Source organism: Phyllobacterium endophyticum (assembly GCF_003010935.1).
GTDB classification, from domain to species: domain Bacteria; phylum Pseudomonadota; class Alphaproteobacteria; order Rhizobiales; family Rhizobiaceae; genus Phyllobacterium; species Phyllobacterium endophyticum.
The window spans coordinates 270,546-293,463 of record NZ_PGGN01000001.1 but is presented as its reverse complement, the minus strand read 5'-3'; the positions used below and the strand labels follow the sequence as shown (position 1 = coordinate 293,463).

Annotated in this window: 22 protein-coding genes; 10 read left to right on the top strand and 12 right to left on the bottom strand. The window is 56.3% G+C overall.

What is annotated here, in order from left to right:
- The first annotated feature begins 23 nt into the window (after positions 1–23).
- Positions 24–629 (top strand): 3-isopropylmalate dehydratase small subunit, encoded by a 606-nt coding sequence (leuD, locus tag CU100_RS01440; RefSeq protein WP_106714782.1) that lies wholly within the window; start codon positions 24–26, stop codon positions 627–629.
- A 73-nt stretch (positions 630–702) separates the two neighbouring features.
- A complete protein-coding gene (leuB, locus tag CU100_RS01435; RefSeq protein WP_106714781.1) occupies positions 703–1,815 on the top strand; it encodes a 3-isopropylmalate dehydrogenase in 1,113 nt (370 codons plus the stop codon).
- A 68-nt stretch (positions 1,816–1,883) separates the two neighbouring features.
- Here the strand turns inward: leuB and CU100_RS01430 are convergent, their stop codons facing one another.
- Positions 1,884–3,770 (bottom strand): MFS transporter, encoded by a 1,887-nt coding sequence (locus CU100_RS01430; RefSeq protein WP_106714780.1) that lies wholly within the window; start codon positions 3,768–3,770, stop codon positions 1,884–1,886.
- A 566-nt stretch (positions 3,771–4,336) separates the two neighbouring features.
- On the opposite strand from CU100_RS01430, the gene CU100_RS01425 reads away from it, so the two are divergent.
- Positions 4,337–5,371, top strand: coding sequence for an aspartate-semialdehyde dehydrogenase (locus CU100_RS01425; protein ID WP_106714779.1), 1,035 nt, complete (start codon positions 4,337–4,339; stop codon positions 5,369–5,371).
- 47 nt (positions 5,372–5,418) lie between these two features.
- Here the strand turns inward: CU100_RS01425 and CU100_RS01420 are convergent, their stop codons facing one another.
- Positions 5,419–5,889 (bottom strand): MarR family winged helix-turn-helix transcriptional regulator, encoded by a 471-nt coding sequence (locus tag CU100_RS01420; RefSeq protein ID WP_407070284.1) that lies wholly within the window; start codon positions 5,887–5,889, stop codon positions 5,419–5,421.
- A gap of 141 nt (positions 5,890–6,030) precedes the next feature.
- Between CU100_RS01420 and CU100_RS01415 the strand changes: the two genes are divergently transcribed.
- A complete protein-coding gene (locus CU100_RS01415; RefSeq protein WP_106714778.1) occupies positions 6,031–6,453 on the top strand; it encodes an organic hydroperoxide resistance protein in 423 nt (140 codons plus the stop codon).
- Positions 6,454–6,644: 191 nt separating this feature from the next.
- Positions 6,645–7,466, top strand: a complete 822-nt coding sequence (locus tag CU100_RS01410; protein WP_106714777.1) for an alpha/beta fold hydrolase — start codon at positions 6,645–6,647, stop codon at positions 7,464–7,466.
- Positions 7,467–7,481: 15 nt separating this feature from the next.
- Here CU100_RS01410 and CU100_RS01405 read toward each other — a convergent pair whose 3' ends face one another.
- On the bottom strand, positions 7,482–9,530 hold the full coding sequence (locus CU100_RS01405; RefSeq protein ID WP_106714776.1) for a M3 family metallopeptidase: 2,049 nt from the start codon (positions 9,528–9,530) through the stop codon (positions 7,482–7,484).
- A gap of 147 nt (positions 9,531–9,677) precedes the next feature.
- Positions 9,678–10,901 (bottom strand): argininosuccinate synthase, encoded by a 1,224-nt coding sequence (locus CU100_RS01400; RefSeq protein ID WP_106714775.1) that lies wholly within the window; start codon positions 10,899–10,901, stop codon positions 9,678–9,680.
- A 189-nt stretch (positions 10,902–11,090) separates the two neighbouring features.
- Between CU100_RS01400 and CU100_RS01395 the strand changes: the two genes are divergently transcribed.
- Positions 11,091–11,732, top strand: coding sequence for a LysE family translocator (locus CU100_RS01395; RefSeq protein ID WP_106714774.1), 642 nt, complete (start codon positions 11,091–11,093; stop codon positions 11,730–11,732).
- Between the two features lie 6 nt (positions 11,733–11,738).
- Here the strand turns inward: CU100_RS01395 and CU100_RS01390 are convergent, their stop codons facing one another.
- The 6 genes from CU100_RS01390 to CU100_RS01365 all read right to left on the bottom strand — a co-directional run bounded on the left by CU100_RS01390 (position 11,739) and on the right by CU100_RS01365 (position 16,300).
- Positions 11,739–12,167 carry a hypothetical protein gene (locus CU100_RS01390; protein ID WP_106714773.1) on the bottom strand — a complete coding sequence of 143 codons (429 nt, stop codon included), beginning with the start codon at positions 12,165–12,167 and terminating at the stop codon, positions 11,739–11,741.
- A complete protein-coding gene (rlmN, locus tag CU100_RS01385) occupies positions 12,164–13,402 on the bottom strand; it encodes a 23S rRNA (adenine(2503)-C(2))-methyltransferase RlmN (RefSeq protein WP_106714772.1) in 1,239 nt (412 codons plus the stop codon). Before rlmN ends, CU100_RS01390 begins: the two co-directional genes overlap by 4 nt.
- A 121-nt stretch (positions 13,403–13,523) precedes the next feature.
- Positions 13,524–14,027, bottom strand: coding sequence for an invasion associated locus B family protein (locus CU100_RS01380; protein WP_106714771.1), 504 nt, complete (start codon positions 14,025–14,027; stop codon positions 13,524–13,526).
- Positions 14,028–14,282: 255 nt separating this feature from the next.
- Complete coding sequence (locus CU100_RS01375; protein ID WP_106714770.1) at positions 14,283–14,675, bottom strand: YkvA family protein; 393 nt, start codon at positions 14,673–14,675, stop codon at positions 14,283–14,285.
- Positions 14,676–14,881: 206 nt separating this feature from the next.
- Positions 14,882–15,478: an RNA 2',3'-cyclic phosphodiesterase gene (gene thpR, locus CU100_RS01370; RefSeq protein WP_106714769.1), complete on the bottom strand. Its 597-nt coding sequence runs from the start codon at positions 15,476–15,478 to the stop codon at positions 14,882–14,884.
- 162 nt (positions 15,479–15,640) lie between these two features.
- Positions 15,641–16,300, bottom strand: coding sequence for an arylesterase (locus CU100_RS01365; RefSeq protein ID WP_106714768.1), 660 nt, complete (start codon positions 16,298–16,300; stop codon positions 15,641–15,643).
- A gap of 66 nt (positions 16,301–16,366) precedes the next feature.
- Between CU100_RS01365 and CU100_RS01360 the strand changes: the two genes are divergently transcribed.
- The 4 genes from CU100_RS01360 (at position 16,367) to CU100_RS01345 (ending at position 21,312) form a co-directional block, all read left to right on the top strand.
- On the top strand, positions 16,367–17,071 hold the full coding sequence (locus tag CU100_RS01360; protein WP_106714767.1) for an ABC transporter ATP-binding protein: 705 nt from the start codon (positions 16,367–16,369) through the stop codon (positions 17,069–17,071).
- Positions 17,068–19,635 (top strand): ABC transporter permease, encoded by a 2,568-nt coding sequence (locus CU100_RS01355; RefSeq protein ID WP_106714766.1) that lies wholly within the window; start codon positions 17,068–17,070, stop codon positions 19,633–19,635. Before CU100_RS01360 ends, CU100_RS01355 begins: the two co-directional genes overlap by 4 nt.
- Before the next feature lie 191 nt (positions 19,636–19,826).
- Positions 19,827–20,603 carry a Bax inhibitor-1/YccA family protein gene (locus tag CU100_RS01350; protein WP_106714765.1) on the top strand — a complete coding sequence of 259 codons (777 nt, stop codon included), beginning with the start codon at positions 19,827–19,829 and terminating at the stop codon, positions 20,601–20,603.
- 160 nt (positions 20,604–20,763) lie between these two features.
- Complete coding sequence (locus tag CU100_RS01345; RefSeq protein ID WP_106714764.1) at positions 20,764–21,312, top strand: GNAT family N-acetyltransferase; 549 nt, start codon at positions 20,764–20,766, stop codon at positions 21,310–21,312.
- 6 nt (positions 21,313–21,318) lie between these two features.
- Here CU100_RS01345 and CU100_RS01340 read toward each other — a convergent pair whose 3' ends face one another.
- Together CU100_RS01340 and CU100_RS01335 are read right to left on the bottom strand one after the other, a co-directional pair.
- A complete protein-coding gene (locus tag CU100_RS01340) occupies positions 21,319–21,690 on the bottom strand; it encodes a DUF2794 domain-containing protein (RefSeq protein WP_106714763.1) in 372 nt (123 codons plus the stop codon).
- Positions 21,691–22,069: 379 nt separating this feature from the next.
- On the bottom strand, positions 22,070–22,843 hold the full coding sequence (locus tag CU100_RS01335) for a DUF1223 domain-containing protein (protein ID WP_245418897.1): 774 nt from the start codon (positions 22,841–22,843) through the stop codon (positions 22,070–22,072).
- Positions 22,844–22,918: the final 75 nt, after the last annotated feature.

Sequence of the window (22,918 nt, the reverse complement as noted above, 5' to 3'; positions counted from 1 at the left end):
CCCTATATCTACAGGCAGATATCATGGACAAGTTCACCAAGCTCACCGGCGTCGCCGCTCCGCTGCCGATCATCAATGTCGACACGGACATGATCATCCCGAAGGACTATCTGAAGACGATCAAGCGCACCGGCCTTGGCACGGGCCTATTTGCCGAAATGCGCTACAATGAGGATGGAACTGAGAACCCGGATTTCGTGCTCAACAAACCGGCCTATCGTAAGGCGCAGATCCTTGTTGCCGGTGATAATTTCGGCTGCGGCTCAAGCCGTGAGCACGCGCCATGGGCTCTTCTTGATTTCGGCATTCGCTGTGTGATTTCGACCAGTTTCGCGGATATTTTCTACAATAACTGCTTCAAGAACGGCATCCTGCCCATCCGTGTCAGCCAGGACGATCTAGACAAGCTGATGGATGATGCACAGCGCGGCGCCAACGCGACCATATCCATCGACCTGGAGGAAATGACCATCAAGGGGCCGGATGGCGGAACGATCACGTTCGAGCTAGACGAATTCCGTCGTTATTGCATGCTCAACGGTCTCGACGATATCGGGCTGACGATGGAAAAGGCGACCAAGATCGACGCTTTCGAAGCATCGAATGCTGAAAAGCGGCCCTGGGCCTGAACCAATTATCTGAACTTGAAAGCCCGGTCTTCCGGGCTTTTTGCTGCGTCATTCTGCAAAGCGAGGTTTCCAAATGGCATCTAAAAAGCTTCTTCTTCTTCCGGGCGATGGCATCGGGCCTGAGGCAATGGCGGAAGTCCGTAAGATCATTGGCTACATGAATTCGGAATTGAAGAGCGAGTTCGTGCTGGATGAGGGCCTGGTAGGCGGGTCCGCCTACGACGCGCATGGCGCGGCAATCTCCGAAGCTGATATGGCCAAGGCATTGGCTGCCGACGCTGTGCTTTTTGGCGCCGTTGGCGGACCGAAGTGGGATAGTGTTCCCTACGACGTGCGTCCGGAAGCGGGGCTTTTGCGCCTGCGCAAGGATATGGAGCTTTTCGCCAACCTGCGTCCGGCGATCTGCTATCCGGCACTTGCAGATTCCTCATCCTTGAAGAAAGAAATCGTCGAAGGCCTCGATATCCTTATTGTCCGTGAGTTGACCGGCGGGGTCTATTTTGGTGAGCCAAAGGAAATCCGCGATCTCGGCAACGGCCAGAAGCGCGGTATCGACACGCAGGTCTACGACACCTACGAGATCGAACGAATTTCCGGCGTAGCCTTTGAGCTGGCGCGCACGCGCGGCAATAAAGTGACGTCGATGGAAAAGCGCAACGTCATGAAGTCGGGCGTTCTATGGAATGAAGTCGTAACTGCCACCCACAAGACGAAGTATTCCGACGTAAAACTCGAACATATGCTGGCCGATGCGGGAGGCATGCAACTCGTGCGCTGGCCGAAACAATTCGACGTCATCGTCACGGACAATCTGTTCGGTGACATGCTTTCGGATATTGCGGCAATGCTTACGGGTTCGCTTGGCATGCTGCCCTCCGCTTCGCTTGGTGCGCCTGATGCCAAGACCGGCAAGCGCAAGGCGCTGTACGAGCCGGTTCATGGCTCGGCACCTGATATAGCCGGGACAGGCACTGCCAATCCAATAGCCATGATTGCATCGTTCGCGATGTGCCTGCGCTATTCCTTCAACATGATCGCTGAAGCCGACAGGCTGGAATCTGCGGTGGCGGGTGTATTGGATGACGGCCTTCGCACGGCCGACATCATGGCCGAAGGCAAGACCAGGATCGGTACTGCCGAGATGGGCGATGCGATTCTCGCAAAGTTCAGAGCGCTAGCGGCATAGGATCACGAAACCCTACAAGCGAAGGCCCGGCACGATCTCTCGTGCCGGGCCTTTTCATCGATGATGCATCACTTGACTTCGTGGAGGTCGGTCCCCTTCGTCTCGCGGACGAAGATAAGACCAATGATCAGGGTCATGGCTGCAATGACGATCGGATACCACAGGCCATAGTAAATATCGCCCTTGAACGCGCTCATAGCAAAAACAGTTGCTGGTAACAGACCTCCGAACCAGCCATTGCCGATGTGATATGGCAAGGACATGCCTGTGTAGCGAATGCGGGTCGGGAACATCTCGACCAGAATAGCGGCGATCGGGCCGTAGACCATCGTGACGTACAGTACCAATACGAACAGGATCGCGATGACCATCGTCCAGTTGACGGCGGCCGGGTCGGCAACCATCTTGAACGCGCCTGCGCCCGGTACCGTATATACAGGCACCTCCGTTGCGCCTGCCGCTTCTTCTGCAGTCAGAAGCTTGTCCTTGATGGCCTGATCCACCGGGACAACCGTCTTTTCTCCGGCCCTGATAGCAGCCGCGTCGAGTGCCAGCTTTGGATTGGCCGCGACCAGAGCGTCGAGCTTGGAGTCTGCGACCTTCACCGGATCGCGGACGAGAGGATATCCGCTGTCCTGAAGTGCGATGTTGACCGCTTTACCAAACGCAGCTTCCTTTGCCTTTGCGTCGGCTCCGGCGGCGATGGCATCGTAAGACTCTACCGTTTCCGGGCCGATCTTGACCGTAGCGACAGTTCCAGGCGCTGCGGTGGCGACAACGTCATAAGGCACCGAATTGCGAGTCAGGTATGACGTGGCAATGTCGCACGAGGTCGTGAACTTTGCCGTACCAGTCGGGTTGAACTGGAACTTGCAATCGCCAGGTGCGGCGGTGACGGTGGCTCGAACATTCTCCTGTGCCGTGGCGAGTGCCGGGTTAGCCGCCCAGGTCAGCGCCTTGAACAGCGGGAAGTAGGTCAGAATGGCGAGCAGAAGTCCTGCCATGATGATGGGCTTGCGACCGATCTTGTCAGATAACCATCCAAAGACAACGAAGAACCCGGTGCCGAGCAGGAGCGCAATGGCGATCATGATGTTCACCGATTGGGCGTCTACCTTGAGCACGTTCTGCAGGAAGAACAGCGCATAGAACTGCCCGCTATACCACACGACGGCTTGACCGGCGGTCAGGCCGAAGAGTGCAATAAGCGCGATCTTGGCGTTTTTCCATTGACCGAAAGCCTCAGACAATGGAGCCTTCGAGCCTTTGCCTTCCTCCTTCATCCTCTGGAACGCTGGCGATTCGCTCAAGGACAAGCGGATCCAGACGGAGATTCCGAGGAGGATGAACGACAGGATGAATGGAATACGCCAACCCCACGCAGCGAATGCTTCCTTGCCGAGCCAGTTCTGGATGACGAGGATGACGATGAGCGAAAGGAAGAGACCCAGCGTCGCCGTGGTTTGGATCCATGACGTGTAGTAACCACGCCTGTTGTTGGGTGCGTGTTCAGCGACGTATGTTGCTGCACCGCCATATTCGCCGCCCAATGCAAGGCCTTGCAGCATGCGCAGTGCTATCAGAATGACAGGCGCTGCAATACCCCAGGAGGCCGAACCGGGAAGAATACCAACCAGAAAGGTCGAAAGACCCATGATCAGAATGGTGATGAGAAACGTGTATTTTCGGCCGACCAGATCACCGATACGTCCAAAGACGAGGGCGCCGAAGGGCCGGACCAGGAAACCTGCCGCAAAGGCCAATAGCGCGAAGATGTTGCGCGTAGCTTCGGGATATTCGCTGAAGAAGGCGGTCCCGATGAAAGCAGCCAGGGATCCATATAGATAGAAGTCATACCATTCGAAAACGGTCCCGAGCGAAGAAGCGAAGATAACCTTCTTTTCTTCCCTCGACATTCCCCGACTTGGACTGTCGGCCACAGAAGTGGTTGCCATTTAAAATTCCTCCCAGAAAACAGCAGTTAAGCCAAGAACACGACAGCAAACCCCCGGTCATGCCCTCCGCAGTCGACACTACGCCTCGTCATTTCCACAGCCCATAGGCTATGGTTAACCAGGCGCCGGTGAATTCCTTCGATTTACCTCCTCCGGAATCCACCACGCGATTCACCCGGCGAAGTGTTCACCATATATTGATCAAAGCAAAGCCCGCATCTTACGTCAATTGTCTAAAAGTGTGCGTAACACGACATATTCTTGTCAATTGAAGTCCCGATTGACTCTTTTCCGAAAGCGCGTACAAGCACTCGCGGATAAGGAGATGCCCCATGGGGTGCAATTCAGTAGCGCAGTTTTCTATGCGAAATTCCGGCAGCAAGGCCGGTCGCATCGGCGCGCGTGCTCTTTTCCTTGTTGTTTCGGCCAAACAGACTGCGAAAACGACCACCAAAACGGTCTGATTTCCCTTGGCCTGCTCGCCCCCTCCCGGGTCCGGCCCGGGGAGAAGACCCGCAGTGGCCAGCGGGTTTCCGTAAGCAGAGAGGGACAGGAGAAAATTACAGATGAGTTTCAAAATTGCAGTTGTTGGCGCCACGGGAAATGTGGGCCGCGAAATGCTTACAATACTTGAAGAACGCGGCTTTCCAGTCAGTGAAGTTGTTGCGCTCGCCTCGCGCCGTTCACAGGGGACGGAGGTTTCCTATGGCGACAAGACGCTGAAGGTCAAGGCACTTGACACGTACGACTTCTCCGATACCGATATCTGCCTGATGTCAGCCGGCGGCAATGTGTCGAAGGAATGGTCGCCGAAGATCGGAGCGCAGGGTTGCGTCGTCATCGATAATTCATCCGCGTGGCGTTACGATTCAAATGTGCCGCTGATAGTTCCCGAAGTAAATCCCGATGCGATAGCCGGTTTTACCAAAAAGAACATCATTGCCAACCCCAATTGCTCGACAGCGCAGCTCGTCGTCGCCCTCAAGCCATTGCACGAGAAGGCGAAGATCAAGCGCCTTGTCATTGCGACTTATCAGTCCGTGTCAGGCGCAGGGAAGGATGGCATGGACGAACTCTTTCAGCAATCGCGCGCGGTGTTTGTTGCCGATCCGGTAGAAGCCAAGAAGTTCACAAAGCGTATCGCGTTCAACGTCATCCCTCATATCGATGTCTTCATGGAAGATGGCTCGACCAAGGAAGAGTGGAAGATGGTCGCCGAGACCAAGAAGATGCTCGATCCCAAGATCAAGCTGACGGCAACATGCGTGCGCGTGCCGGTGTTCATAGGGCATTCGGAAGCTGTGAATATCGAGTTTGAGACGCCGATGAGCGCAGAGGAAGCCCGCGAAATCCTGAGCGATGCCCCCGGCTGCCTGGTCATCGATCGCCATGAGGATGGCGGATATATCACGCCCTACGAGGCTGCTGGCGAGGATGCGACCTATATCTCGCGTATTCGCGAAGATATCACGGTAGAAAATGGCCTGTCGATCTGGATCGTATCAGACAATCTGCGCAAGGGTGCCGCGCTCAACGCCATCCAGATTGCTGAACTCCTGGTTGCCCGGGGTCTGATCCAGCCGAAGAAGATCGCTGCCTGATCATTCACTTCAGAACAAGGTCAAGGGCGCGGGAAACCGCGCCCTTTTCATTGCGCTTCGTCAATACTCGCAATGAGGTTGTCGCGCATGGCCATAAGTTCCGCGCGAAGGCCCTTTGCTTCTTCGAGTGTGCAACCAAATGCCTGCCCCATGGCGGCGGGCACGGCTTCGGCTCGTTCACGCATGGCACGGCCTTCCTCCGTGAGCGCGATCAGAACCTGGCGCTCGTCGACCGTGTCGCGGCGCCGAGTGATCAAACCCGCAGTCTCAAGGCGTTTTAACAACGGCGTCAGCGTTCCGGAGTCGAGGCTGAGTTTGTCGCCGATCGCTTTCACAGTCCGGTTTTCACGTTCCCAGAGCACCACCATGACGAGATATTGCGGGTACGTAAGACCGAGCGCCGCCAGTCGCGGCTGATAGGCGCGCGTCACGGCATTGGCGGTGGAATAGATTGCGAAACACAGGAAATTCTCCAGATCGAGTAGAGAATCCTTCGAGTCTTTCATATCAGTGATCATTTTTCATCCTTTCAAGCGACACAAAATAGCAGAACAAAAGGATTGTGCATCATTTAATTTTCCATCATTGACACGGAATGGCGATCGTGCAATTAAATTGCAAGCAATCTAACTTCAGGACAGATCACAAGGATTAACGAAATGAACATTCTTTACGCGACGAAAGCCACGGCAACCGGAGGACGCGATGGCCGAGCCGCAAGTGAGGACGGCCGCTTCACAGTTGCTCTTTCAACACCGAAAGAACTCGGCGGCAATGGCGGTGAGGGCACCAATCCCGAGCAGCTCTTCGGCGCCGGCTACTCGGCCTGTTTCCTGGGCGCGGTGAAGTACGTTGCCTCGCAAAAGAAGGTCAGGTTGTCCGAAGAAACTGCGGTCACCGCCACCGTTGGTATAGGTCCGCGCGACGACGGCAAGGGATTCGGACTGGACGTCGCGCTCGCCGTTACATTGCCCGGCGTCGAGGCTGCACAGGCTCGCGAGATCGTCGATGCCGCGCATGTCGTCTGTCCCTATTCGGAAGCAACGCGCAACAATCTGAATGTACGTATATCGATCAATTGACACCTCAGGTTGTTAAGCTAGGGTCAGGGACCCGTATATGATGAGTAACTCCAATCCGATACCACGCCGTTTTATTCCTGACCGCGAGCGCAGGCCTTATCGCCGCCGCCAGCTTTCCGGAGCGCGAAGCGGCGGCAGCGGACACACCCAGGCAATCTCAATTCACCTCACAAGCGAAAGGACACAGCGCGATGACTACGATCACAACGAGGGACGGGACGGAAATCTACTACAAGGACTGGGGCAAGGGTCAGCCCATTGTGTTCAGCCATGGCTGGCCGCTCACCTCCGACGCCTGGGAAGACCAGATGTTCTATCTCGCGTCCAATGGCTATCGCGTTATTGCGCATGACCGCCGTGGCCATGGCCGGTCGAGCCAGCCGTGGCAGGGCAATGACATGGATCAATATGCGGATGATCTGGCGGAGCTCTTCGAAAAGCTCGACCTGAATGACGCGATCATGATCGGCCATTCAACCGGCGGTGGTGAAGTCGCCCGTTACATTGGCCGGCATGGCACAAAACGCGTTGCCAAGGCTGTCCTGGTTGGGGCCGTGCCACCCTTGATGCTGAAGACGGATGCCAATCCGGAAGGTCTGCCAATCGATGTCTTCAACGGGATACGAGATGGAGTCATTGCGGACCGCTCGCAGTTCTTCAAGGATTTGTCGCTGCCGTTTTACAGCTATAACCGCACCGGAGCCAAAATCTCCGGAGGAGTACGGGAGGCGTTCTGGCTGCAGGGCATGATGGCTGGCATGCCGGCATCCTACTTCTGCATCAAGGCTTTTTCGGAAACCGACTTTACGGAAGACCTGAAGAAGTTCGACGTGCCGACCTTGTTCATCCATGGAGATGATGACCAGATCGTTCCGATCGATGACGCGGCGCGCAAAGCTGTGAAGCTCGTAAAGAATGCAACGCTAAAGGTCTATCCCGGTGCGCCGCACGGTCTGGCAACAACGCACAAGGACCAACTCAATCGCGAACTTCTGGAGTTCGCCAAGGCCTGACCTGGACCCGTCAAGTCACAGCCCACGCTTTTCGATCATGGCATCGGGCGTGGGCATCCTGCCGCGGAAGGCCTTGTAAAGGTCTTCCGGATCGCGGCTTCCACCGGCCGAATAGATGTACTTCTTGAGTTTCGCCGCGACATCGCCATTGAAGACGTCGCCGGTCTCCTCAAACGCCTTGAACGCATCCGCATCCAGCACTTCCGACCACATGTACGAATAATAGCCGGCCGAATATCCATCTCCCGAAAACACGTGCGTGAAGTGGGGCGTTCGGTGGCGCATGATGATGGCGTCGGGCATCTCCAATTGCTTCAGCGTGTCGGCTTCGAACTTGATTGGATCGGCTGGTGGTGTGCCATCGGCATGGAAGGCCATATCAACCAGCGCGGACGAGGTGAATTCTACGGTGTTGAAGCCCGCGTTGAACGTATTGGCCGCAAGCACCTTTTCCAGCAAGGCTTTCGGCATGACTTCGCCGGTCTTGTAGTGAATGGCGTATTTTTCGAGGATAGCGGGCACTGTCAGCCAGTGCTCGTAGAGTTGAGATGGCAGCTCGACGAAATCCCGGGAGACCGACGTACCGGAAACCGCAGGCCAGGTTACGTCCGACAGAAGGCCGTGCAAGGCATGTCCGAATTCGTGGAAGAGCGTGCGTGCGCCATCAAGCGAAAGCAATGCCACCTCGCCTTTGGGTGGTTTGGCGAAATTCATGACATTATAGATGATCGGCGTGTGTTTGCCGTCGAGCTTGTGTTGCGACTGCAGTGCACTCATCCATGCACCGGAACGTTTTGACTGGCGATTGAAGTAATCGCCAAGAAAAATACCGCGTTTGCTGCCATCCGCATTGAAGACTTCCCAGACCCGGACATCGGGGTGCCAGGTCGGGATCCCCTTCCTTTCTTCGAACGTGATGCCGAACAGCCGGGTCGCTACATCGAAGCAGGCTTCGATGATCTTCTCGAGTTGCAGATATGGCTTCAGCTCCGCTTCGTCGAAAGCGAAGCGTTCGTTGCGAACCTTCTCGGCATAGTAGCGCCAGTCCCATGGTTCCACGTCATGGTTGCGGCCTTCAGCGGTAATAAGCCTCTGCAAATCGCTCTCTTCTTCGGCCGCGCGCGCCTTTGCCTTGTCCCACACGGGCTCCAGCAGTTCCATCACTGCTTTTGGCGTCTTGGCCATTGTATCATCCAGCTTGTAGGCGGCGAAGCTGTGATAGCCAAGCAGCCTGGCTTTCTCGGCGCGCAGATCAACCATTTCCGCGACAATGCCGGTGTTGTCAGTCTCGCCGCCGTTTTGGCCTCTCGCCGCCCAGGCTCGAAACGTCTTTTCACGCAAAGCGCGGTTGTCCGAGAAGGTCAGGAACGGTTCGATAATGGAGCGGGACAACGTCACCGCCCAGGCATCCGGACGGCTCCGCTCTTCTGCAGCACCGCGCATGGCGTCGCGAACAAAGTCCGGCAGACCGGCAAGTTCTGCTTCGTCATTAAGGAAAAGCGCCCAGTCGGCTTCATCCTTCTGCACATTCTGCCCGAACTGCGCTCCAAGGCTGGCGAGCTTTTCGTTGATGTCGGCGAGCCGGGCCTTTCCCTGCTCGTCAAGCCGCGCGCCGCTGCGTACAAACCCCTTCCATGTCTTATCCAACACGCGGTCGGATTCTGGATCAAGGCCGAGCAGATCTCGCTGCTCGTAAAGTGAGTCGATACGCGCGAAGAGCAACGGGTTCATCATGATAGACGACGAGTGGCGGGACATCCTTGGTGCGATGACCCGTTCCAAAGCCTGAATAGTCTCATTGGTGTGCGCACCGGCGCGCAGCCAGAAAATCGCAGACACTCGGTCTAGGTCCTTGCCGGAAAGCTGCAGGGCCTTCAAGGTGTTGTCTATCGTTGGAACTTCATGCTGGTTGATGATTGCATCGATATCGACAAGATCGCTCGCCAAGGCAGCTTCAAAGGCAGCGGCGAAATCGCCATCCGCAAATGCGCCAAAATCCGGAAGCCCCAGCGGCCCGTTCCATTCGGTCAGCGCTGTATTGTAAGCCGGTTTGGTTGAGGACATAGGCACTCCGTCATGGCTGGTATTCGTCTGGCTCTAACATCTAGGACGGAGAGGCGACTGCCACAAGCGGGATCGACGATAAAGTACGTCGCGTTGCCTCAAGACATAAAGCGGTCAGAGGCCCGCTTTATGTCTTGAAGAGGAATGTCAGCTATTGCGCTTGCGAGCCGCCAATGTGCGCAGGCGCAACGCATTGAGACGGATAAATCCGGCGGCGTCCTTCTGGTCATATGCACCGCGATCATCCTCGAAGGTCACAAGAGCGTCCGAATAGAGCGACTTTTTGGATTTCCGGCCGGAAACCATCACGTTGCCCTTGTAGAGTTTCAAACGAACCGCGCCTTCGACATCGTCCTGGCTCTTGTCGATCATTGCCTGAAGCATTTCACGCTCCGGCGAGAACCAAAATCCATTATAGATAAGTTCCGCATAGCGCGGCATGAACTCATCTTTAAGGTGGGCGGCGCCGCGGTCCAGCGTAATCGATTCCATAGCGCGATGAGCGGCCAGAAGGATGGTACCGCCCGGCGTTTCATAGACGCCGCGCGATTTCATCCCGACGAACCGGTTTTCAACCAGATCAAGGCGGCCAATTCCATTGTCCCGGCCGAGATCATTGAGTGCTTTCAACAAACCAGCGGGCGTGAGCGGCTTGCCATCGATGGCGACGGCATCGCCCTTTTCGAAGGCGATCTCGATTTCTGTTACCCTGTCAGGAGCTTCCATCGGCGAAATCGTGCGCTGGTGTACGTATTCTGGCGCTTCAATCCATGGATCTTCGAGAACCTTGCCCTCCGACGATGAATGCAACAGATTTGCGTCCACGGAGAATGGCGCCTCGCCGAGCTTGTCCTTTGCGATCGGAATCTGGTGTTCGCGTGCGAATTCCAGAAGGTCGGTGCGTGACTTGAAAGTCCAGTCGCGCCAGGGAGCAATTACCTTGATATCAGGGTTGAGTGCATAGGCCGAAAGCTCAAAACGAACCTGGTCGTTGCCCTTGCCGGTTGCACCATGGGCGATGGCATCTGCGCCCGTGCGCGCAGCGATTTCCACGAGGTGCTTGGAAATCAACGGCCGGGCAATCGAAGTGCCGAGAAGGTAGACGCCTTCATACACGGCATTTGCGCGGAACATCGGGAAGACGAAATCACGAACGAATTCTTCGCGTACGTCCTCGACGTAAATCTCCTTGATGCCGAGCAACTCGGCCTTCTTGCGCGCCGGTTCGAGTTCTTCACCCTGGCCGAGATCGGCGGTGAAGGTAACGACCTCCGCGCCCAGCTCCGTCTGCAACCATTTGAGTATGATGGATGTGTCCAGGCCGCCCGAATAGGCGAGCACGACTTTTTTGACGTCTTTCCACTTGTTCATTATACTTCCCTAAAGCTCGAGCCCGGATCGATCGCGGCATGTTGCGGGTCTTTTATCAGGTGGCGCGATGTTGGCAAGGTCGAGGGATCTGCCATGTTTGCTGCGCCGGTGCAGAACCCGAGCCAACAAACGCATGGTAAAATAAATCTGTCCAGGCTAGGTTCCGCAAGTTGTCTGGTGGAGCCCGCGATGAATTTCATTCCTGAATGGCCTGTAATCCTGCAGTTCGCAATTGCTACATTCGTCCTGTCGATTACCCCGGGACCTGATATGACGCTTTTCGTCGGGCGCGCTCTGTCCGAAGGCAAGGCTGCGGGTTTCGCCTGTCTCGCCGGGGCGAGCACCGGCGTAGTCGTGCACACGACCATGGTCGCCATTGGCCTCTCAGCCTTGATCGTCGCGTCACCCAGTGCATTCCTTGTGCTGAAGATCGTGGGCGCGGGTTATCTTGTATGGCTAGCCTACCAGGCTATCCGTCATGGTTCCGCATTCTCGCCGGAAAAGCAGGTTGGTCAGTCCCACACGCTGTTTCAGAACTGGCTGACGGGCCTTGGGATCAATTTGCTCAATCCGAAGATCATCCTGTTCTTCATGACGTTCCTGCCGCAGTTCGTCTCGGCATCCGACCCGCATGCACCAGGAAAGCTTTTCTTTCTCGGCGTGCTGTTTATCCCGCTCGCCCTCCCCGTCGTAGCGCCCATGATAATCGCGGCAGACAGGTTCTCACGATTGCTCAGGAAAAACCCGACAGTGACGAGGATTACCGATTGGCTGTTTGCGGGCGTATTTTCGGCTTTCGCAGCAAAGATACTGATGGCGCAGGCCAAGTAGCGCTGGTTAGAGGTCCTTGGGAAGTTGCACGCTAAAGCCCGCGGTGCGCCCGGAAATGACCCAATAGACGAAGCCACCTACAACACCGGTGGCGAGAATTGCGGCAAATGTGCTCATGTCTTCCGTCTGCGGCCGCCATTTCCAGACAATGATGATAACGGCAATGCCAGCACCACCGAGCGCATAGAACAGCCAGTCGCGCCAAGCGGTCAGCTCGGCAAAGAAGATCAGGATCGCTGCCGGAAAAAAGATGCTGTAGCCAATGACCACTGCAAATGCGGGAACGGTCAGATAAAGAAACGGCCCTTCAGACCCGATCAATTCGGAACTGCCAAGCAGCAGCAGATTGAGAAACAACGAAGCAGCAAAGATCGCGCAGACAAAGCCCAGTGTTATCAGGGTAAAACGCAGCAGGTAATACAGGACCTGGCTCAATCTTCGCCGTGCCCGGCGATCATGGCCGCTTCAAATGCCAGGCGGTCCGTCTTCTTCATACGCTCCGATTCCGATTTCAGCTGACCGCAAGCTGCAAGGATGTCGCGCCCGCGCGGCGTCCTTATTGGCGAGGCATAGCCGGCATTGTTGACGTAATCGGCGAATTTCTCAATTTGCTCCCAATCGGAACACTGGTAGTTCACACCGGGCCAGGGATTGAAGGGGATCAGATTGATCTTCGCAGGGATGCCTCGGAGCAGCTTTACGAGCTGCTTGGCATCGTCCAGCGAGTCATTGACACCTTTGAGCATTACATACTCAAAGGTAATGCGCTTCGAATTGGACAGGCTCGGATATGCCCGGCAAGCGTCGAGCAACTCCTTCAGGGGATATTTCTTGTTTATGGGCACGAGCATGTCGCGCAGATCATCGTTCACTGCATGGAGAGATATTGCCAGCATGACGCCGATCTCTTCGCCAGCACGGTAGATCTCCGGCACGACACCAGAAGTCGACAATGTGATCCGGCGCTTGGACAACGACAATCCGTCGCCGTCGGAGGCGATCAGCAGGGCTTTTTTGACGTTCTCGAAATTATAGAGCGGTTCGCCCATTCCCATCATGACGATGTTGGAAACCTTGCGGCCCTCAGCCGGCACAATAGCGCCATCCGGCGTATTTCGATCTGGAAAATCGCCGAGGCGGTCCCGGGCGATAAGCAACTGGGCCAGGATCTCTTCTGCAGTCAGATTGCGAACGAGCTTTTGGGTGCCGGTATGGCAGAACGAGCAGGTAAGCGTACAGCCGACCTGGCTCGAAATACACAACGTGCCACGGCCTTCTTCCGGAATATAGACGGTCTCGATCTCCACAGGGCGTCCTGCGCCGCGCGGCGGAAACCGAAAAAGCCATTTTCGGGTCCCGTCATTGGATATTTGTTCTTCCACAATCTCTGGACGCGCAATATTGAAGTGCTGGCCGAGCAGATCGCGCATATCGCGCGAAATGTTGAGCATATCGGCGAAATCGGATACGCCACGCACATAGAGCCAGTGCCAGAGCTGTGCGACGCGCATCTTTACCTGACGCTCCGGAACGCCGATGGTAATGAGCGCCTCTCCCATTTCCGCACGCGACAACCCGATCAGCGACGGCTTCTCAGCCATCGCCGCGCGAAAGTCGCCCTGGGATTTTTCCCGGGCAACAGGATGGGTCGTCTCAAGAGATACGGACATGGATTTTTCTAACGTTCTTATCGGAAGCGGGGCTCATACCACGTTCCGGGCTGCGCGTCACCTCATCATGCAAAAAGGGCCGAAACGCAGTCGGCCCTGCGATACGACTTCCTCGGATTTGTTACTTGCAGGTCGCGATCGCTTTCAGAGCAGCGGAGACGCCTTTCAGGGAATAGGCGTAACTCGTCTTGGTTCCGCGCTTCGAAACTGCGTTGATCGACATCTGCTGTCCAGCGCGCAAGGCGGCCACGAGCTGGGGCTCTTCAGCGGCGTTCTCCATCCAGCCATGGCTGCCACTGGTGAACATGGAGAAGGAACGTTCGTCGATCTTCACAACCACTTTGGAATTTGCCTGCAAATCATAGCCGGCCTTGAATTGCGGCTCGAAACTCACGTTTTGACCAGGCTTCTGGCTCACCATGAAGAAGTTGTCGCCGTGATCGATTTTGGCAGGTTGCTTGTCGATCGGCACAGAAAGCACATAGCAGACTTTGCCGTTGCCCTGCTGGTAGCTGTAAGCACCCCACGCATTGAACTGGCTGATCTGACTCGGGGTCTGGGCAAGAGCTGTTCCTGTCAGCCCAAACATGAGCACAGAGATCGCTACGATTGATTTTCCAAACATTTTACCTACCAGTTTTTCTCGCGCACTTCATAACTCGTGAACCGGCAATGGCCCGGATGTTTATCCGGATGCCGCATTGTCAGCTCGCTTCTCTTAATTTGACTTAATCAGGGTTACCAAAGGGTGAAGACAGAGCAAATTTTCAGAGCCAGGAATACCGCGACCTCGTTAAAGTCCCACGAGTGGACTCCAGCCAAACAAAAGCGGCGAGACTTTGACGTTTGAGCACTTCACACCCTTGTGATGGACGTTGAATCAACCCGCCGGCGAGGGGTCGCGATCAAGGTTCTGGATCGCCTTCTGTGCGGCTGCCCGATGCGCCGGTGTGATGTGAGTGCGAATGGCGGTCAGTGCGGCCATCAGAACCGCGACGTCATCGGAGAAACCGAGCCCTAACAGGATGTCGGGTATGAAGTCGAGCGGCAATACGAAATAGGCCAGCGACCCGAGGAGAATGCCGCGCACCCTGGTCGGTGTCGCAGGGTCCAGCGCACAGAAATAACCCGCTGTCACCTCATCGAGAAATGGAATGGATTTGGCGGCTTTGCGTGCCGTTTTCCAGAAGCGCGCGCGAACACGCTCCTCGCGGGACCGTTGCTGATCCTCGCTACCTGGCTCCAGAATCTCGCCGATCTTTGCGTCGTTCATCCCTGTTCCTTTAAAACTGTTCGGGGACAACATGGGAAGAACTCCAACGCACTGCAAGAGTTTCCCTGAAATTGTTGCGGAAGTCCGCGTTTTGCCGTTCGAGATGGAGCGGTTAAGGGAATCTTGTTTTTCAGCCCGTGCCGACGCCCGAACAGGTTCAGAGCTGTCCTGATACGCTCATGTACGAGCGTCGATTTTCGAAGTGCTTACCGAATGATTCTGGCAGCCTCCACAGGTGTTTGTACACGGCTATGGTAGGAGGCGCGTGCCGCCTCGAGCGGCCAGGCTTCCTCGACTATATAGGGTCCCCCGCCGACGGAATCGCGCGAGGACATCAACACGAAACGTCCTATCGTGAATGGTGCTGTCGAGAAATTTCCGCGGGAAGACAAATAGTGGGCAACTTCCTCGTTTCGGACATTCCGCAGCCGCGCGAGCGTCACATGCGGGGTGAACTTGCGTTGATCAGGCGGCAACATGAGCCGCTGGCATATGCGCTCGATTTCAGCATGCAGCGCTTGAATATCCGGAGACGGAGAAACACTGGCAATGAGGCTATGCGGTTTTTTGGAGCCGAAGGCGTTCACGCCAGAGAGTTGTAGCGTAAATTCCGGCCGCCTGATGCGGTCTAGTGCATTGGCGATCTCGTCGGCGACATGGCCTTCGATATCTCCGATAAAGCGCAACGTGATGTGATAGTTTTCAACATCAATCCAGCGGGCACCCGGCAAGCCACCACGCAAGAGCGATAGTGAGAGAGCGGCGTCCCTCGGGATTTCGAGGGCAGTAAAGAGACGCGGCATAAGGCATCCTCCCCGAATCGAGTTGTGACTTTAGAGAATCATCGAATGAACTCGCGAGCAAGGCATAAGTTCAGATTATCCTCCGGCGCGACAAATTGGACACGGCTCATCCAAAAGGCGGCAGTACCGCCCGCCGGCTGCATCACGGGACCTATTGAACGTCTATTTTGATGCCGTGTGCTGGCTTATGGTCTCTTCCATGATCGGCAAAAAGCCTTCGACCATCTTCGCAACACCCTCGGTGTTCGGATGTTCGCCATCTTCGAGCTGAAGCGATTTCACCGTCGCCACACCATCCAGGAAGAAGGGATAGAGGGGCACGTCGTACTTGTTCGCCAGCCGCGGAAAGATCGCGTTGAACTTGTCTGCAAAATCATTGCCCATATTTGGGGGAGCCAGCATACCGGCCAGTATGACGCGAACATTGCGTTGCTTCAGCTTCTCGATCATGTCTGAAAGGTTCTTTTCGCTGATCTCGGGCGCAATACCGCGAAGTGCATCATTGGCGCCGAATTCCAGGATCACGATGTCCGTCCCCTCCGGGATGGACCAGTCCAACCTCGACACCCCGTCCGCAGTCGTTTCGCCCGCGACACCTGCATTGGTGATTGTTACATTGATGCCCTTGTCCCTTAGCGCCTTTTCCAGCTGGGCTGTGAAGGAATCCTGAACTGGCAATTGAAAGCCGGACATGAGGCTGTCGCCAAAGCCGACGACTGTCAGCGGACGATCGGACACGGCATTTTGATTGGCCAATGCCTGGGATGGCAAGGCAACAAGACTAGATAAAACGAAGAATTGTATCAGTGATTTGAATCTCATTCTTGGGTACCCATATCAGAGCTGCAGATCAATCTGGTAGTGACCATACCGCAAAGGAAGTGCCTCGTGACTGAATCCGTTATCGCGCTTGATCACATTGAGTTGACACTTGGCAGCGGCGCTTCTTCGGTGCACGTTCTGAAAGGCGTCTCCCTGAATATCCAGTCGGGGCAATCAGTTGGCATAGTAGGCCCCTCCGGCTCGGGTAAATCGACCCTGTTGATGGTGCTTGCGGGACTCGAGCGAGTGGATTCCGGATCGGTTCGCATTGCGGGCAAGAAACTCGAGACCATGAGCGAAGACCAGGTCGCGGCATTCCGCGGCCGGAATATCGGCATCGTCTTCCAGTCGTTTCACCTGATCCCCAACATGACGGCACTGGAAAACGTTGCGGTACCGCTCGAGCTTGCGGGAAACCCGAATGCCTTTGCCATTGCCGCCAATGTGCTGGCCGCGGTCGGTCTTGCTGATCGCGTTACCCATTATCCGGGAGAACTCTCGGGCGGCGAGCAGCAGCGCGTTGCGATTGCCCGCGCGCTCGCTCCTTCGCCAAAGATACTTATCGCTGACGAACCCACAGGCAATCTTGATACCCAGACAGGCCGCCAGATAGCCGATCTCCTGTTCGAGAAACAGAAAGAATTCGGCGTGACGCTCGTGCTCGTCACGCACGATGCAACGCTTGCCGGGCGCTGCGACAGGGAGATACGCGTCCGGTCCGGCCTCGTCGAGGCGGATGAGGATGCGCCGGAGCTGGCGAAGAGCGCATGAGCGACGTGTCCCTGGTCCGCTCCTCACCGTCATTGAAACTGGCGTTGCGCTTCGCTTTGCGTGAAATGCGAAGCGGCTTGTCAGGGTTCTATATTTTTCTTGCCTGCATTGCGCTTGGAGTTGCCGCTATTGGCGGCGTCAACTCGGTCGCTAACTCGGTTACGGCTGGAATTTCCACGCAAGGTCAAAGCATCCTTGGCGGCGATATACGATTCCAGCTCAACCAACGCGAGGTCAATCCGGACGAGCACAAATTTCTGGAAAGCAAAGGGCGCGTAGCCGTCAGCGCAAACATGCGGTCCATGGCGAGGCTCGCTGACGGTTCCGACCAATCACTGGTCGAAGTCAAGGCCGTGGACAAAGCCTATCCGCTCTATGGAAGCCTCGAAACCGCGCCGGCACTTGATCATGCGAGCCTGTTTGATGAGGAAAGTGGCGTTTACGGCGCGGCCGTTGCCCAGATATTCCTTGACCGGCTCAATCTGAAAATCGGAGACCGTGTTCTTCTTGGGTCCGCCACGTTCGAGTTGCGCTCCGTCATCGTCAACGAGCCGGATCTTCTCTCCGACGGTTTCGGCTTCGCACCCCGGTTCATGGTGTCGCTGGACGGACTGGAGGCCGCAGGCCTTGTACAGCCCGGAAGCCTGGTCGATCACACTTACAAGATCGCCTTGCCTGCAGGAACGAATGAGACCGACATCGTTGCACTTCGCGACGAAGCGCAGAAACAATTTCCGCAAGCCGGGTGGACCATACGCAGCCGCTCCAACGCGGCGCCCTCCCTCAGCGCCAACATAGAGCGATTCTCACAATTCTTGACCCTGGTCGGACTGACTTCCCTGATTGTTGGTGGCGTAGGAGTCGCCAATGCCGTCAGGGCGTATCTCGATGGAAAGCGTGGTGTCATCGCAACGTTCAAATCGCTTGGCGCTCCAGGCTGGTTCGTCATAGCAGTCTATCTGATGCAGATCGTGATCATAGCACTGCTTGGCATTTTCATCGGGCTGGTGCTTGCGGCTATAATTCCATACGTCGCCGGGTACGCGTTGCAAGGTGTTTTGCCGATTGCCTCCAAGGGAGGATTCTTTCCCGGCGCATTGCTGGCAGCGGCGGTTTTTGGGCTTCTCACGACGCTTGCATTCGCCATTTTACCGCTCGGACGTGCAAGGGATGTCCCGGCAACAGCGCTCTTCCGCGAGCAGGGGTTCGAGCAGAAAGGCTGGCCTAAACCGGTCTATATCGTCGCGGCAGTCATTCCTATTGCGGTCCTTTGTCTGCTTGCGGTGGTCTTTGCCTATGACCGGCGAATTGCCATGATTTTTGTCGCTGCCGTTGCATTCTCATTCGTCGTCCTGCGCGCGGTTTCCGTGCTGGTCCAGTGGCTTGCCCGCCGCTCGCCGCGCGTGCGTTCGACGGCGCTGCGTCTCGCCATCGGGAACATTCACAGGCCGGGCGCTCTCACCCCCTCGGTCGTTCTCTCGCTGGGGCTTGGATTGACTCTGCTCGTCACGCTTGCACTCATCGACGGCAGCCTGCGTCAGCAATTGGCCGGCAACCTGCCCGAACGCGCTCCAAATTTCTTCTTTGTCGACATACAGAACAGAGACGTCGACCAATTCACCGCCCTTTTGCAAGGCACGTCGCCAAACGGCAAGATCGTCAGCGCGCCGATGCTGCGCGGCCGCATCGTCGCGTTCAACGGCACGGATATCACGAAGCTCGTCATCCCACCGGAGGGCGCCTGGGTGCTGCGCGGCGACCGGGGAATAACCTATGCCAGGAATGTACCGGAGAACTCCACTCTCACAAAAGGCACGTGGTGGCCAGCGGACTATTCCGGCGAACCGCTTGTGTCCTTCTCGGCGGAAGAGGCGGAAAATCTTGGCTTGAAGATCGGCGACACCGTGACAGTCAACGTGCTTGGGCGCAACGTCACCGCGCGGATCGCGAATTTCCGCCAGCTGCAATGGGAATCGCTCGCCATCAATTTCGTCATGGTTTTTTCGCCCAATACTTTCGCCGGTGCGCCGCATGCCTGGCTAGCCACCCTCACGGATCCTACAGCCAGTTCGCAGCAGGAAGCTCTCGTCATGCGCGAGGTCACGCGGAGCTTTCCGGCGGTGACCACGGTGCGGGTAAAGGATGCAATCACCATCGCCAACGAGCTGGTTGGACAATTGGCCGTGGCAATCCGCGCGGCGGCGTCAGTGGCACTTATCGCGTCGATCCTGGTGCTCGGTGGTGCGTTGGCCGCTGGAAACCGCGCGCGCATCCATGATGCGGTCGTGTTGAAGACGCTCGGAGCCACAAGGCGCACTCTGATCAAGGCTTTCACGCTGGAATATATGTTGCTCGGGCTCTCCACAGCCATTTTCGCGCTTCTCGCGGGGAGTGCGGCCGCATGGTACGTCGTTGTTCGGGTCATGACGCTTTCCGCATCGTTTCAGCCCCAAGTCGCCGTCATGACGTTGATAGTTGCGCTGGTACTAACCGTTGGGTTCGGCCTTGCAGGCACGTGGCGAATACTCGGCCAGAAGTCGGCACCGATTTTGCGAAACCTTTGAAATCATTAAATATGCGTAATCTTGGTAGATTCTGGCCTGCTACCGTCTTCCAGACGGGGTCTTGAGCGAATCAGGTCTTGTTATCGGGGCCATAAATCACCATAATTCTTGCAAGGCATGCCGGGGTCCCGCCAGCGGCGCCTGGGGATAGTCCCCGACACAGGGGCGGGACGAAGCAAATGAGGAAAACCATGGCTGACTATCGCAACATCCAGGCCCGTACATCGGCCGGAGTGCGTGTGGACGCGGGGATCGATCAAGGTCTGCGCAGCTACATGCTGAAGGTGTACAACCTGATGGGTATCGGTCTTGCAGTGACCGGTTTGGCCGCTCTTGCAATCGTTTACATGACAACGACCAACGATCCTTCGCTGGCCGCCGCGACATTGCCGAACGGCAAGATGCTGACCAGCTTCGGCGTAACCTTCTATGTGTCGCCGTTGAAGTGGATCGTCATGCTCGCGCCGCTCGCGGCAGTATTCTTCTTGAGCTTCCGCATCAATTCGATGTCGGTGGCCGCCGCGCAGACCACGTTCTGGGTCTATGCCGCGTTGGTCGGAGCGTCGCTTTCATCGATCTTCCTCGTCTATACGTCCGGGAGCATCGTCCAGACCTTCTTCATCACGGCTGCGTCCTTCGGCGCTCTGTCACTGTATGGTTACACGACCAAGCGTGATTTGTCCGGGATGGGCTCGTTCCTGTTCATGGGGCTGATCGGTATCATCCTTGCTTCGCTGGTCAACATCTTCCTGCAGTCCAGCGCTTTGCAGTTCGCAATCTCAGCTATCGGCGTTCTCGTCTTCGCGGGCCTGACTGCCTATGACACGCAGAGTATCAAGGAGATGTACTACGAAGGCGACAGTTCGGACACGTATGGCCGCAAGGCGATCATGGGTGCGTTGAGACTGTACCTCGACTTCATCAACATGTTCGTGTTCCTGTTGCAGTTTCTCGGTAACCGCAACTGATCGATCGAAGCTCGGTTCGTCTAGAAGGGCAGCGGAAACGCTGCCCTTTTTCGCAAGGTGATTGCATTCAGACCGGCAAGAGCTTAGAGCCAAATTTGCCTTAATGAACAAAACGCGTCGTGGCCATGGCGCACCCATATTTGCAGATCGAATGTGAACCATGTCTGAGATCCAGATCCGCTCGGCTCGTCCCGCCGATCTCCCCGCCATAACCGAGATTTATCGCGACGCTGTCCTGCACGGAACGGCGACCTACGAGATAGATCCGCCTGACAGGGACGAGATGACGCGGCGTTTCCACTCAATCACCGGTGATGGATTTCCGTACGTTGTTGCCGAACTCGACGATGTGGTCATCGGCTATGCCTATGCCAGCTATTTCCGCACCCGTCCGGCCTATTGGTGGTCAGTCGAAGATTCGATCTACATCGCACCTGAGGCAAAGGGCAAAGGTTTAGGCAAAATCCTGCTGCAGCAGCTGATCGAGGATTGCACCGCGCTTGGGTTCCGGCAGTTCATTGCCGTCATTGGGGATGGTCACGAGGGGTCGGCGTCGGTTCGTCTGCACCTGAGCGCCGGCTTCAAGCATTCCGGTACGATCAAGGGCTCCGGCTTCAAGCACGGCCGTTGGCTAGACACCGTGCTGATGCAGCTGGAGATGAATGGCGGCGCGGAAACCTTGCCGGGTAGCCCTCCGCTGAGAACCTAGAATTGCCTAACCTCGCACTACACTGAGTGTTTTGTCGAACACCCGAAGCACTCGGTCGAGTTCATGCCCACGTTTAAGAACGAGTCCGCTTGCGGCAATGACGCTGTAGGCGCCCTGTTTGCGTGCAAGTCGCGGCGTTTTTTCGACACGGAACATCGGTACTTCACTGGTTCGCCGAAAGATCGAGAACACCGCACGATCCGTCAAATGGTCGATAGCGTAGTCTCGCCACTCGCCCGCAGACACCATGAAACCATAGACGCGCAGAATCTGGTCAAGCTCACGCCGGTTGAAAGTAACCGGTAAATCATGGGTTCGGACAAGGGAGATAAGTTTAGCCTGCTGTTGCGAGTCGTCGCCACCTGCATTGCCGTCCATCAATCAACCGCCTTTGAAAACTGTCGTGTGACACCTGGATGACATAAAGGTGGCCTGATCCGCGTCATTTTACAAGTCCGGATCGGCAAGAGGAGGCGAGTTTGATGCCTGCTTTGAAATCCAGCCTTCTCACGAACAAATACGCCGTGACTTCAATGGTGATAATCGGACACGTTCTCGCCATATTCTGTTCGCATTGCCGCCCGATTCCGCACCCACCATTCAGCGCATGTTTGCCTGAGACCCGGGTCGGCCTCGACCAGTCCGATACCCCAAGCCCCCCGCCCAACGGATTGTTCGGGTGGACCCGACAAGTCTCGTTAGGTAACATGCCCCAATATTTCAGGCCGGATTCATCCGGCCTGTTTTTCTTGGCGGTTCAGGGTTTCGCCGCCATGATCGAGGCGCCAATAATAGGGCCTGGTTTGCCTTCACCAAGCATCTCCTGCAGTAGCACGGCGCAACCGGTGGCCTTCTTGCTCGCGATTTCACTGAGCGGTATTTCAATCTTCTGTGCGGTGCCGTCCCACATGCCCACGGTGTCCATGGCCCGTACGCTGTTGGCGTAGCTCACCTTCCGGCCGACATTCTCGCCGTCAGGAATCGCGACCACGCTTTCCCTGTTGAAATAGGCCAGCAGAACTCGAACGGGGTTGCTTGCAGCCGGACCAGCGCCGATGTCGATCACAAGCCTGTCCTTGGCGGTTTTCTCTATGGTCACAGGGATCGTGAGCCCGGTCGGCGTGTTACGCATTTCCGCGATGCGCCTGCGGATCTTCTGTCCGTCCTGACCGTTCATATGCTCACGGCCGTTGAGGATTACCTGGGGCGTATAGATGCCGTTCATGCCCAGAGCTACCTTGTAGGCATTCTGGCGATCGGTATTTTCCGGGACTGCCAGGCTGTCTGTCCAACCGCGATAGTCCCAATAGTCGACATGAAAGGCCAGAGCGACCACCTTGCCCTCGGCCGCAAGGGCCTTCAGCACGGCGTCCGCAGGCGGGCATGATCCGCATCCTTGGGAAGTGTAAAGCTCGACGACACCCTCCGGCTTTTCGCCCAAGTCCTTGGCGCAGACCGGCAGCCCATAGACAATCGCAACCATGAGCGGCGTGGCGATCAGAATACGTCTGGATAGGTTGCGCGGAGACAAGGTGTCTGATTTCTTCCCGATTATTCTTGATTGTTATCGTGCAAGATTGATAGGAGCCCGTCGTTTCAACAGGAA